This window comes from Lysinibacillus sp. NPDC094403 (genome assembly GCF_050278745.1).
In the GTDB taxonomy this organism is placed as follows: domain Bacteria; phylum Bacillota; class Bacilli; order Bacillales_A; family Planococcaceae; genus Lysinibacillus.
This window is the reverse complement of the sequence record NZ_JBNNTL010000001.1, coordinates 375,909-389,076: the sequence shown is the minus strand read 5'-3', so window position 1 is coordinate 389,076 and position 13,168 is coordinate 375,909. Positions and strand designations below refer to the sequence as shown.

At 36.3% G+C, this 13,168-nt stretch carries 9 protein-coding genes; 3 read left to right on the top strand and 6 right to left on the bottom strand.

Translation table 11 applies throughout. From position 1 onward, the window contains the following. Positions 1-66: 66 nt before the first annotated feature. Together ACQKMV_RS01685 and ACQKMV_RS01680 are read left to right on the top strand one after the other, a co-directional pair. Entirely contained in the window at positions 67-681 is a 615-nt protein-coding gene (locus ACQKMV_RS01685; RefSeq protein ID WP_427502105.1) for a CPBP family intramembrane glutamic endopeptidase, read from the top strand. Positions 682-745: 64 nt separating this feature from the next. After that, positions 746-1,432: a hypothetical protein gene (locus tag ACQKMV_RS01680; RefSeq protein WP_427502104.1), complete on the top strand. Its 687-nt coding sequence runs from the start codon at positions 746-748 to the stop codon at positions 1,430-1,432. A 256-nt stretch (positions 1,433-1,688) separates the two neighbouring features. On the opposite strand, the gene ACQKMV_RS01675 is transcribed toward ACQKMV_RS01680, so the two are convergent. Both ACQKMV_RS01675 and ACQKMV_RS01670 read right to left on the bottom strand, forming a co-directional pair. Then, positions 1,689-2,135: a MarR family winged helix-turn-helix transcriptional regulator gene (locus ACQKMV_RS01675; protein WP_427423582.1), complete on the bottom strand. Its 447-nt coding sequence runs from the start codon at positions 2,133-2,135 to the stop codon at positions 1,689-1,691. Positions 2,136-2,256: 121 nt separating this feature from the next. After that, the gene (locus tag ACQKMV_RS01670; protein ID WP_427502493.1) at positions 2,257-3,723 is read right to left on the bottom strand and encodes a PAS domain-containing sensor histidine kinase; all 1,467 of its coding nucleotides are present in this window, start codon (positions 3,721-3,723) and stop codon (positions 2,257-2,259) included. A gap of 211 nt (positions 3,724-3,934) precedes the next feature. On the opposite strand from ACQKMV_RS01670, the gene ACQKMV_RS01665 reads away from it, so the two are divergent. Continuing rightward, positions 3,935-5,674 (top strand): B12-binding domain-containing radical SAM protein, encoded by a 1,740-nt coding sequence (locus ACQKMV_RS01665; protein ID WP_427502103.1) that lies wholly within the window; start codon positions 3,935-3,937, stop codon positions 5,672-5,674. A gap of 455 nt (positions 5,675-6,129) precedes the next feature. Here the strand turns inward: ACQKMV_RS01665 and ACQKMV_RS01660 are convergent, their stop codons facing one another. From ACQKMV_RS01660 to ACQKMV_RS01645, 4 genes are all read right to left on the bottom strand, one after another. Beyond that, the gene (locus tag ACQKMV_RS01660) at positions 6,130-7,485 is read right to left on the bottom strand and encodes a TrkH family potassium uptake protein (protein ID WP_427502102.1); all 1,356 of its coding nucleotides are present in this window, start codon (positions 7,483-7,485) and stop codon (positions 6,130-6,132) included. 114 nt (positions 7,486-7,599) lie between these two features. Further along, positions 7,600-8,355, bottom strand: coding sequence for a TerC family protein (locus ACQKMV_RS01655; protein WP_427502101.1), 756 nt, complete (start codon positions 8,353-8,355; stop codon positions 7,600-7,602). A 352-nt stretch (positions 8,356-8,707) separates the two neighbouring features. Further along, complete coding sequence (locus ACQKMV_RS01650; protein WP_427502100.1) at positions 8,708-9,793, bottom strand: SDR family oxidoreductase; 1,086 nt, start codon at positions 9,791-9,793, stop codon at positions 8,708-8,710. 18 nt (positions 9,794-9,811) lie between these two features. Continuing rightward, entirely contained in the window at positions 9,812-12,865 is a 3,054-nt protein-coding gene (locus tag ACQKMV_RS01645; protein ID WP_427502099.1) for an efflux RND transporter permease subunit, read from the bottom strand. Positions 12,866-13,168: the final 303 nt, after the last annotated feature.

Below are 13,168 nucleotides of genomic sequence, written 5' to 3'. Positions count from 1 at the left end.
CTATTTGTCTTAATAGATGATAAGGGGCTTTTTTTTTGATAATATTATAAGCATGGAGGTCGAATGATGCTTACAAATTCGAAACAAACAATAATATTACTCCTTTCTTTATTATTCGTTTACGGCATGCTTGCTTTTACCTTTGCTAACCCAGCTGTATTTTGGTACCTTTATGCTTTTACTTTGCTTGTATGTATTGCAATTGCAATTTTGGCTAGTAAAATTGAAGATCAGTTACCTACCTGGAAATTTTTACTCTTCGGTATTGGATACGGTACAATAACATACGGTATTATACGCTTTGGCTATTGGCTTGCACCATACATTAATGATTCTTTAGTACAATCAGTACAAAAATTTCTAGCAAATTATGGCCCACAAAATATTTGGCACTATATTTTCCTCGTATTCATTATTGCTATTGGTGAAGAGCTCTTTTGGCGTGGCTATGTTCAGCAACAACTAAAACGCTTTATGCGTCCTACTTTTGCTGTCATTGTAGCTGCGATTTTATGTGCAATCTCCATTGCAATAAGCGGCTTTATACTTGGTATGATTGCTGCACTTGTAACAAGTCTTATTTGGGGCTTGTTATATGAATGGCGTAAAAGTATGCCCCTTGTTATTGTAGCCCATGTAGTTTTTGTACTATTATTATTTTTAGTGTTACCTTTAACATGATAACATTAAAATTTGGAAACATTTTATCTTTACCAACGTTTAATTAGGAAAAGGAGGGCTTTTCATGCAAAAAAAATTATTTTCTATACCTGCATTATTACTAACATCGGTTTTAGTCGTAGGATGTAATACTTCTGATAAAACAGAAGATTCTGATGCTCAAAAAAATGAGCCATCAAATGCCCAGACTGAACAACAGCAACAACCATCATCTGAGGATAAAGCTGTAGATAAATCGCAAGAAACGCCTACATCAAATGAAACAAATAAAGACAATGCAACTAAAAAAGAACCAGAAGTTAAATATGTACAAAAAGGTGTAGACAAAACTGAAAAAGCTACAGAATCTAAAAGTGCTAAACAAGACTATAAAATGCAACAACTACCTGGATTTACGCTTACCCAAGAAGAACCAGGTAAAGACATGTTAGTTTCTAAAGAAAATTCTGAAGTATTTATGCGTATCGAAACTATTGATGCATCACAATCAAGCTACGAAGATGCAAAAACATCTATGCAAGATTATATGAATGCTGTTGGTGAAACATCAGCTTTATCTTCTGAAGATTTATCTGCATTTAAAGATGTAAAAAACATTGACGGCTTTGTTGTAAACTTTGATCCAGAAAAAGTAATCGGCGTTGTTTTTGAAAAAGACGGTTTAATTACAAAACTAACAATTCACGATAACAAAGAACTTGATTTAACTGATGCTATGCTTAAAATGGCAGCAACTATTTCTAAAAAATAGTTATTCAAATAGGACTGTAGACAAACTTTTTGCTCTACAGTCTTTTTTATTTTAAAGGCTTATACCATACCGTGAGGGAGATTTCCATTCTGACTGGATGGATTTGTCCGATAGAGCGGCTAGGGGCGTTCATGAGGGCGTTAAACGTGATTAAGGAAGGGGCTTTCAAGAAAGTGATACAATTAGCCTCGCCCCCACATTAGCGACAACTTGCCAAAGTAAAAAAGTTGCCTCAAATTCATTGAGACAACTCTTTTTAATAAGACAAATCCTTAATAGATAGGCCTAACTTTTTTAATAAAGTGATAGCTTGATCTTTTTCTTCAACAGATAGCACACTCATCAATTCATGTAAATGCTGTTCATGTTTTGGAAATAGTTCTCCCATAAATGCTTCACCTTTATCCGTAATTTCTGCATAAGTAACACGGCGATCTGATGGACAAGAGACACGTAATAAATAACCTCTTTTTTCAAGTTTGTCAATGACATACGTAATAGACCCACTAGCTAGCAAAATTTTATTGCCAATTTGCTGTAATGGCTGTCTTCCTTTATGATAAAGAAGCTCTAAGACAGCAAATTCAGTAGGGTTTAATCCATTCTCTTGAAAAAATTGATGAGTCGTCTCATTAATTGCTTTATGTGCACGTGATAATACAATGTATAATTTTAAAGATTGCTTTAAATCTTCTGACGTCATATCCTTTTCCTCTCAATTCGCTCTTTATACATGCCATTATAGCGATATTAGAAAAGCGTTGTCAAAAGCAATATTTAATTTGAGCCTTTCATGGTGGTTTATGTTATCATTATAACTATTTTTATGTTACTAAATAAGCAGGATCTTTCGTGGATACCTCTATTGTATCCATCTGATTAAATGTGTAAATTGGGAATTGTAAGTGGAAGCATGTCCCCTTCTGTAATTCACTATCCACACCTATTACTCCTTCATGCTCTTCAATCACCTTTTTCACGAAAGCAAGGCCTAGTCCTGTCCCTGTTGATTTCGTCGTGTAAAAAGGTTGGAATAAGTTTTGAAGGGTAGCACTGTCCATACCGACACCTTCGTCTTTAATCATTAGTTCTACAATCGCACAGTCAATAACATTCATTTCCACTGTGATAGTTCCACCATTATTCATGGATTCCATCGCATTTTTAATAAGATTCATGAATACTTGCTTTAAGCGATTCTCATTGCCACCAATGTATACTTGGGTAGAAGGAGAGATGTATTGAATCATAATATTTTTCATAAGTGCATCTGGAAGCATAAACTCAATCACTTGCTTCACAATGTTGTTTAACTCTAATAATTCCACTTTCGTACTTGTTGGCTTGGACAATACTAAAAGCTCGGATAAAATTTGTTCCATACGTTGAAGTTCACTATCAATGACAGATAAATACATGCGTGACTCTTCATCGGCATTTAGCTTTAATAATTCGGTAAAGCCCTTTAAAGAAGTTAATGGATTACGAATTTCATGGGCTATACTTGCGGCCATTTGACCGACAACATTTAAAGCTTGCTGATGTTCCACTTTATGTTGAAGTTGTTTCTTTTCTGTTTCATCATTAATGACTGTGACAATAATATTGTTATATTCATCAAAGATACTCGAAATTTCATAATAGCAAGTTCTGCTAACTTGTGTTTCATCAACTACATGAATATTTGCATGTTTTTCACCCATCAGTTTAGAAAGGTATGTTGTAATTTGACCTTTCTTCAATGTGAATGCATCAAATATATGTTGATGTGCCTTATGAAGAAGCTGTGACTTTTCTATTTTTAAATACATTTCGGCATACTTATTTAGCCCAAGAATTATCCCGCTAGCGTCACTTACAATAACGGCGTACGGTAAGTGATCATAAGCATTGAAAGATTGTGATCTCTCCTGCTCTTGACTAACATATAATTCATGAGCTATGTCATTATTTAACGTTGAAATTTGCGCAACAATTTCTTCTGTGTTTGGATCATAAAAACATTTGAAAGACATCATTTCAAACTCGTTTCCAGCTGTTTGAATATTGAAGATTTCTTCTGATCTCAAATCACTTTCTAATTGTTTGACGAATTTCGCCCAATTTAAATTAGATGGCTCGTCCATAGTTAAATAGCCAATATACGTTGAAGTGAGGTTAAAAAGGTTAATAGCAGCCTCATTCACGTTCAAAATTTTCCCTGCTTTATTAAGAATAAGTGTTGGTGACGAAGTACTTGTCATAAGGTTTCCAAAACATTGATTAATATCATTTTGCTTCAACTTTCTCACCGAACCTTTCAAAAGAGTAAAAAACCCCTTATTCGAATTTTGAGCCCTTACTATAATCTATGATTGCACGATTCTATTATTACAAAATTTAGTAAATTTAAGTATTTAAAATTATTTCACGAACTGTTCACAAAATAAATAGGTAAAAAGGATTATATTGTATGACAGCTACTTGACTGTTACAATTAGAAATTGAAAGGAAGATTATTGCATGAATACTATTTTAACTACTTTAAACGCAAAGTATATTCACACAAATTTAGCATTGCGTTATTTAAAAGGTGCAGCTTTACCAGAATTTAATCCAATAATTGCAGAATATACAATAAAAGATCCTGCTTTTAATATTGTATCAGATTTGTTTCAAAAAAAACCTGATATCGTAGGATTTAGTTGTTATATTTGGAATATTAAAGAAACCATTCACGTCATCAAGATGTTAAAAACTGTCTGTCCAAATGTTAAAATTTTGCTCGGAGGACCTGAAGTTTCTTACGATGCCCACCATTGGTTACGTAGAATTGAAGAGGTTGATTTCATTGTTATGGGCGAAGGAGAAACTTCCTTTAAACAGTTATTACGCTATTTGCATGGAGAAATTGCATTAGACGATGTTCCAGGGATTTGCTACTTGGAGGATGGTAAAGTACGCATTCACGCACAAGCACCAAAAATAGATTTACGTGAATTGCCAAGTCCATTTCGTTATGAGGAGGACCTTCCTCATCTAAGCAAACGAATTCAATATATTGAAACAAGTCGAGGCTGTCCATTTAGCTGTCAATTTTGTTTATCTTCTATTGAAGTAGGGGTTCGTTATTTTAACCGTGAAAAAATAAAAGAAGATATTCGATTCTTGATGGACAATGGTGCGCGTACTATTAAGTTTGTTGACCGTACATTTAATATAAGTCGCAGCTATGCCATGGAAATGTTCCAGTTTTTAATCGATGAGCATAAGCCAGGGGTTGTATTCCAATTTGAAATTACCGCAGATATTATGCGTCCTGAGGTTATCCAGTTTTTAAATGATAACGCACCAAAAGGTATTTTCCGTTTTGAAATAGGTGTTCAGTCAACGAATGATTTAACAAATACTCTTGTACAGCGCCGTCAAAACTTTGAAAAACTAACGCGTACAGTGACGATGGTCAAGGAAGGTGGAAAAATTGATCAGCATTTAGATTTAATCGCTGGTTTACCAGAGGAAGATTATGCAAGCTTCCGTCAAACCTTTAATGATGTTTTCGCAATGCGACCAGAAGAATTACAGCTTGGATTCCTTAAACTTCTGCGCGGTACTGGCCTTCGTCTAGAGGCTGAAAAATTCGGATATACGTATGTGGACCTATCTCCTTACGAGATTTTCTCAAACAATGTCTTAACATTTGATGATATCGTACGCATTAAACATGCAGAGGATGTACTTGAGAAATACTGGAACGATCACCGTATGGATCATACGATTGAATACTTAGTAACTGAAGTGTTTGAAACACCATTTGATTTCTTCCAAAATTTCGGTACTTATTGGGAAACAAAAGGTTGGTCGCGTATCGGACATCAGCTTGAGGATTTATTCCGTCGTTTATTAATGTTTTTAGAAACTGTAGAAAGTGCTAATTTAAATATCATTAAAAGTCTAATGCAACTGGATTATTTAGTGGCACAGCAATTCCAACCACGTAAATTATGGTGGAAGGAACGCCCTACAGAGGAGCAGCAAAAAGCACTTTATAATGCTTTACGTGAAAACCCTGCAATTGCAGGTGAGGAATTCGCCAGCTTCAATCTATCTGAAAAAGAGTTGTTTAAACATACGCTCATTATTCCGCATCATATAGATTATCAAAATTTCTCAAAAGGCAAAATTGTACAAAAAAACGGCTATCTATTAACCTACTTCCGTCACGGTCAAGAACCATACTTTGCAACAATCCACTCTATCTAATAAGAAACGCTAGTCCATTAATAAAATAAAGGACTAGCGTTTTTTCATTCATAAAGAATTCTTAAATTTTTCAGAAACCGAAAATAAAAACCAAACAATTACCTTTTTAATTGAGCCTATTGTAAGTTAAAGTCATAGATTTATTGCGGTTAATAGAGATTATTAGAGGTATTACAATTATCCTAAAAAAGCTTAGTACGAAATTCTCAACTCATTAATACCTTATTATTGTAAATATTACCCACCAAACAGCCATATTAACCAGGAAAAATAATTTCAAATTTTTCGACAATTCTGTGGCGAAACCAATTTTTTAGCTAATTAAACAATCTAGACACTTTTTTATGGATAGATTTCCTACCAAGGTAATCTCTAAATTCCTCAATTTTTTAACTAGAATATATTAAGGAAATTAAAAAAGAGCTCAATCAGCTCTTTTTTAATTTCCTAGTAATTTACCCAATAATTACACGCTCTTTAGGATAGTGATAACTTGATTTTTTGCCTCTACCTCCACCACCAAGAGTGTAAAGGAAGGAAATTAAACCGACACGACCAATAAACATTAAAATCATAATGATAATTTTACCGATTACCGATAGATCGGAGGTGATTCCTAAAGACATCCCACATGTTCCGAACGCTGATGTGATTTCAAAAATTATTTGAATGAGCGATGCGTGTGGCTCCGTAATGAGTAAAATGATTGTCGCAACTAATACCATAAAAAATGCCAACAAAATAACAACAAACGAGCGGAAAACATCAATTAAATGTATTTCACGTCCGAATACTTGAATATCCTCTCTACCTCGTGAAAAAGTAATTAGGAATAGAATGGCCATTGCAAACGTTGTTGTACGTATCCCACCACCAACTGAACTCGGTGAAGAACCAATGAACATTAAAAAGCTAATAAAAAAATCTGTCGCTTCACTGAAGGATGTTACATCATAGGTTGCTAGTCCGGCTGATCGGGTCGAGACCGAATGGAACATTGCAGAAAAAAGCGCCTCATGCCAAGACATCCCTTTAAACGAATGGAATGATTCGAGCAAAAAGATAACGACAGCCCCTACCACAAATAGAATTGCATATGTGGAAGTTGTTATTTTAGTAAATAAACTAAAGCGAAAGTTCTCATGACGATGGAGTAAAAAAGTTTTCACTTCTATTAGTACAGGGAATCCTATAGCACCAAGCACAATGAGTACCATAGTTATCAATTGAACAAAGTAATCGTTATGAAACGGTAGTAAACTCATTCCTGTAATATCAAAACCACCATTTGTAGTAGCAGAGACGGAGGCAAAGACACCATGAATCAAGGCTTCTTCCCAAGTATCAAAATAATTGGTAAAGTGCAAAGTTAAAATAATCGCACCAATCGCTTCAATGCCAATTAATATTTTCAAAATTTCTCGAATTAATTGAACAACCCCTGACAAATTGTATTGATTATGGTCAATCATAATTAACTGACGCTCACGCATACCAATTTTCTTCCCAACAAGTAACCAAACAAATGTACCAAGTGACATAATACCAATTGCCCCTAGCTGTAAAATAACAAGAACCATCACGAGCCCAAATGTTGTATAGCTCTCAGATATATTGAATGTTGTTAATCCTGTTACACTAACTGCACTTACTGCTGTAAACAAGCTATCTAATAATGAAACTTTAACACCTTCTTGATGAACGCCTGGTAGTCGTAGTAACAGGAAGGAAATCGCTATAGCTATAAAATAATAAGAAACAAGTACCTGAAAAGGTGTTACAAGTCTATTTTTTGATCTTTTCCAGGGCACTTTGACAACCCCTTCCTTAAATGATGCCAAACTCGATAGATACTAGTATAGAAAAAATATATAAAAAAAGAAAGAGGAATAGATACGACTATTCCTCTAAACTATTATTGAGCTTTATTTTTTATTACGAACCCCTACTAAATAGCCTACAAGTGCGATGGCAACTAATACAATCCAGAAAGTTAACTCCCACACAGTAGAATGCGGAAACTCTACAGGTAAGATGCCCACCTTCTCATGTGACAAAGTTAACACAACGAGCTTCACACCTACCCAACCTACAATTAAAAACGCAGCGGTTTCAAGTGAAGGATAGTCATTTAATATTTTCACAAACCATTGTGCCGCAAATCGCATCATTATGACTCCGATAAATCCTCCAAGTAACATGACAATAAATTGCCCACCATTGATGCCACCAATTTCAAAGTTCCCTAACTTCGGTAAAGTTACAGCAATGGCAACTGCAGCAAGCATAGAATCAATAGCAAATGCAATATCCGCTGCCTCTACCTTCATCACTGTCATCCAAAAACCAGAGCCCTTTTTCTTCGCTTTATCGTTAGATACTTCTTCTGAATGCCCTTTATAACGCAAATCATATATATTTTTGCCAGACATAAATAATAAATAAGCTGCTCCCAATGCTTGAATTTGCCAATAATTCACTAATACTGTAATGACAAAGAGTGCAGAGAATCGGAAAATTAACGCGCCAAATAATCCGTAAAATAATGCTTTTTTCTGTTGCTCATGTGGCAAGTGCTTCACCATCACCGCCATTACAACTGCATTATCTGCTGCTAATAACCCTTCTAATACTATAAGTACAATAAGTACCCAACCGTATTGTAATAAAATTGATTCCATTCATGTGCCTCCTCTAATGCTCTGTATACCCAAAATAGTCATTACTATATGAGTACAAAAGAAAAGACCTCTGCCCTATAAAAGGCAAAGGTCTCGCTAAGCAAATAATTATCTCTATTACTAGAAGCTGAATACCGCTAGCATAGAGTTATTCGCTTATCACACCCGATGGTAATAACCATGTAATGACGAATGTGATCCAGATACATCGCTCGTATCTGTTAGCTACTCCCCTTTGACAAAACGTCGAAGGTTCTTCTTCTGTTAACTTATTATAGCACTATCATATATGAGTGGCAAAATTATCTACCCCTACTTTTAAAAGAAGGCTCTGATTTCCGCTACGGGCTACTCACTTTATCTGAATTTGATAGCTTTTATCTTCTTTATGTGCTAAATAAAAATCAATCATTCTAGGCATAGTTTGTATAAAATCGGGGCATGTAATACCACCCTTTTTCAAAATAGTAACTGCTTCTGATGTATCGAACTTAGCATTCCAAGTTAAGTAGTCTAAAGTTTCTTGCTCAACCCTTAGATTTTTTCTAATACATGGCACTTGTAAAGATAATCTTGCTAGAGTTAACGGTAATCGCCCTTTAGGATAATGGTTAGTTAATAATTTTACCATCGTACGATACACTTCCTGCACAGGATGCGGTTTTGGGTCCGTTAGATGCAAAGTTATCCCTTCAGCACATTTTTCATCAACTAGATAAGTCGAAGCGTTTATAATATAATCCACTGGCACCACATTTATTGTTGCTTTCGATTGACCAATATACGGGATAAACGGAAGGCATTTTAATCTATCCACCATATTTAAAAAGAAATAGGGCCCATCGAATTTAATAGTCTCTCCTGTTTCAGAATGTCCACGAACTATGCCAGGGCGAATTATTGTCAGTGGTATTTCTGATTTCAAATCCTCCACTCGATGCTCTGCTTCATATTTTGTTTCCTCATAATAGTTTTTAAATGCAGGAGGGCGAATTAGTTCGTTTTCACGCAAAACACCTTCACGTGTTCCTGCTACATACGCCGTACTAAAATACATATAGCGTCTTAAGTTCGGAAGTGTTCGAACAAAATCATTGACCATCGTCGTACCATGCACATTGACCTTCCATGCTAGTTCACGTGGTACTGCTAGATCATAAATTGCAGCTAGATGCCAGAGCACCTCAATTTGAGGTACAATTTCCTGTATAGCTTGGTTTTCTAGACCGAGATTCGGTAATGTAATATCGCCCTCTACAATATGAATAGAACAGTTAGGAAACTCCGTTAGTATATTTTCTCTTTCAAAATTCGCCTTTACTAATTCACCAGCTAAAACAATTGCGATTACTTCCTGCGATTGATTTTTTCGAAACAACTCTCGAATTAGTTGACTTGAAATAAAACCCGGAAACCCTGTAAAAAAATGAACCCCCATCTCTCATCCCCCCTGAACTTACCGCATCTTCCTAGTTTCTTTATCCATTAGACTGTAAATAATCGGTACAATATATAATGTCAGCAAAGTTGATGTCACAAGTCCCCCGATAACTACAATTCCCATCGGTTGATTCATCTCTGTTCCTTCACCAATACCAAGAGCAAGTGGTAGCAATCCTAAGATTGTTGTTAGTGCCGTCATTAAAATTGGTCGAAGTCGATCTTGTGTAGCAAGTAAAATTGCATCATACGTCGCCATTCCACTAGCCTTTTGTTGATTAATGTAATCTACAAGTACAATCCCGTTGTTCACGACAATTCCAACTAGTACTAAGATGCCTATAACAGATGTCACACCAATGAGCGTGTTCGTAGCAAACATTGCAATTGCAACGCCAATAATCATTAATGGCACTGTGAACATGATAACGAATGGATATTTGAATGATTCAAATTGTGCAGCCATTACGATATATACAAGCACTATTGCTAATGCAACGGCTAAAAGCATATCATTAATCGCACTATCATAAAGTTCACGATCTCCACTAAAGACAACTTGAGTTTCAGATGGTAAATCTGCTTTTTCCAATGCTTTGTCCACTTTAGCTGAGATGCCACCTAGTGATTCCTTCGTTTCATACTCGACAAAAAATGCAACCGCAGCCGCCTGATCAGAACGTCTTATCGATACTGGTCCTTCCTGTATAGAAACAGTCGCAATGTCCTCTAGCTTTACAAATAAACCAGCAGGTGAACGAAGCTGCATCGATTTTAATGACTCGATACTATCATTAAACACTTGTCCAAAGCCTGTATAAACAGGCAATACAGCACCATCCCCTGCCATTATTTGCGTAGTTAGCTGACCCTTTGTCATTTGATTGACCGTTTGAGCAATTTGCGCAGGTACAAATCCGTAGTCTTTCGCCTTTTCTCGGTCTACTTCGACTTGAATTTCTTTGACAGTGATATCTAAATCCGTAGATACTTTTGTGATGGCCTTTACTTTTGATAGCTCCTGCTGCACCTTATCAACAGAGCTATGAAGTCTTTGCTCATCCGAGTCTGTTAGCCTAAACGTTAATGTATTTGGTGACGAACCGGTTGTCGTTGAGACATTGAAGTTAATTTCAACTTGCTCACCTAGCTCTTTATGCAAATCTCGCTCAACCTCTTCCACAAATTCAAAAATCGAACGGTCCCTATCTGCTACAGGCACAAGCTTTACATATAGCTCTGCTTGGTTTGCACTTGTTTGCCCTCGTGCTTGTGCCTGCTGCGTACCGCCGATTAAGCTAACATATACGTCAACATCTTTCTCCCGTTTCAAGCGTTCCTCAATTTTCGCAACAACTTTTTCTGTTTCTGATACAGCTACCCCTTTTTCAAGATTTACACTAATGGATGCAAATCCTTCATCGGTTGGCGGTAAAAACTCTGTGCCCATTTTCATAAGCCCAAACAATGCAAGTCCAAAACAGACAACTGCTGAGATTAGTACAAGCATACGATGACGCAATACCCAAATAATTGATTTTTTATAGCTCTTGTAAAAGGATGACTCATTACGCTTTTCGTAAATATTCGTTGATTTCATTTTTAAAAGACGACTTGCAAGCATTGGGACAACTGTTAACGCAACGACTAATGAAGCAATTAAGCTAAAGGAAATAGTTAATGCAAATTCTGTGAAAATTTGACCTATTAATCCTTCAATAAACATTACTGGAATAAATACCGCAATAGTAGTTAGAGTGGAAGCCGTAATCGCAAGTGCCACTTCCCTCGTCCCTTCCTTAGCTGCTACTATCGGGTCCTTGCCAAGTCCTAAATGTCGTTCAATGTTTTCAATAACAACGATAGCATTATCAACCAGCATACCGATGCCAAGTGCTAATGCCCCTAATGTCATAATATTGAGCGAGAAATTTGCAAAAAACATTAAAACAAATGTAACAATCACTGAATATGGAATCGCAATGCCAATGATAATAGGGCTTTTCACACTACGTAGAAAGACAAACAATACGAACATTGCGAATAATCCACCTAGAAGTAAAGAAGATCCGATATTACTAATCGCTAAATCCACGTAGTTCCCTTGGTCCACTAGCACGTCTGCAGCGATTCCTTGATATTGCTTCTTCGTTAATAATTCATTTAAAGCTTCTTTAAAAGCTTTTGATACCTCTGCCGTATTAGCACCTGACTCCTGTAACACAGACATTAATACTGCAGGATGCTCATTCGCTCGGGTAGTAGTTACGGATTTTTGCTCTACGCGTTCAACAGTTGCTACTTCTCCAACTGTTAATGCTTTACCATCTAGAGGATTTACTGAAATGATTAAATCCGCAATGCTTTCTGGCGAATTTAAAGTGCTTAAAATACGAGTAGTTAACATCTTCCCATCTGCTGTTAACACTGGTTCACCAGGAAGAGAGACATTGCTCGATTGAATAATTTGAATAATATCTGCTTGGGTTAATCCTTTTTCAACTAGCTTCGATTTATCTAAAGTTATTTGAACTTCTTCTACCAGCTTACCTGAAATATTGACACTTGCGACACCAGCCGTTCGACGAAGTTCTTTTTCCAAGGCTTCCGCCAGTAAACGCACATCTACATTATCATTTTCCGCCCGCAGTGAAAGTTGTATTATTGGAAATTGTGATGGATCAAATTTTAAAAAGTTAGGTTTCTCAGCACCATTCGGTAAAGGAGTCATATCGATTCGTTGTAAAATATCGAGCTGAGCATCTTCAATATTGGTCGACCAATCAAACTCGAGAATAATTAAATTGGATCCTTCTTGAGAGGTAGACTGTAGTTTTTTTATCCCTGGTAAGGTGGCAAGCGTTGTTTCTAAAGGCTTCGTTATTTTCTCATTAACCTCTGTTGGACTTGCACCAGGATAATTGGTAACAACGATGCCTATTGGTGGACGTAATTCTGGAATAAGCGTAATAGGTATTTTTAATAATGAAACGCCACCTAATATAATGACTAATATCATCGTAACTAATGTAAAAACAGGCCTTTTAATAGAAAAATTACTAATGTTCACTGTTACAAGCTCCTTTTCTATCTCTTCCTTTCTATAATACCCGAAAAGCAGAATGTTTTATAAATTTGGTCGTCGCCATCACGTGGGGTTGATTTCCGTTCCGACTGGGCGCTTTTATCGCTGTCGCTTCGCTTTCGCGCAGAAAACATTTGTTGCTGCCGCTACGTTAGCACTACGCTTTCGCACAGAGCAAAGCTTCCTGGGGGCGTCCGATGAGCCGCTTCGTTGTTGGTCACGAAGGCGTTATCACAGGATGTGATGCTTTTAGCCTTCGTTCCTCTATCGCTAATCCCCAAGGAGTCG

Coding starts and splice junctions, on each gene's coding strand:
- ACQKMV_RS01685 (WP_427502105.1), top strand. CDS start 67: ATGCTTACAAATTCGAAACAAACAATAATATTACTCCTTTCTTTATTA.
- ACQKMV_RS01680 (WP_427502104.1), top strand. CDS start 746: ATGCAAAAAAAATTATTTTCTATACCTGCATTATTACTAACATCGGTT.
- ACQKMV_RS01675 (WP_427423582.1), bottom strand. CDS start 2,135: ATGACGTCAGAAGATTTAAAGCAATCTTTAAAATTATACATTGTATTA.
- ACQKMV_RS01665 (WP_427502103.1), top strand. CDS start 3,935: ATGAATACTATTTTAACTACTTTAAACGCAAAGTATATTCACACAAAT.
- ACQKMV_RS01655 (WP_427502101.1), bottom strand. CDS start 8,355: ATGGAATCAATTTTATTACAATACGGTTGGGTACTTATTGTACTTATA.
- ACQKMV_RS01650 (WP_427502100.1), bottom strand. CDS start 9,793: ATGGGGGTTCATTTTTTTACAGGGTTTCCGGGTTTTATTTCAAGTCAA.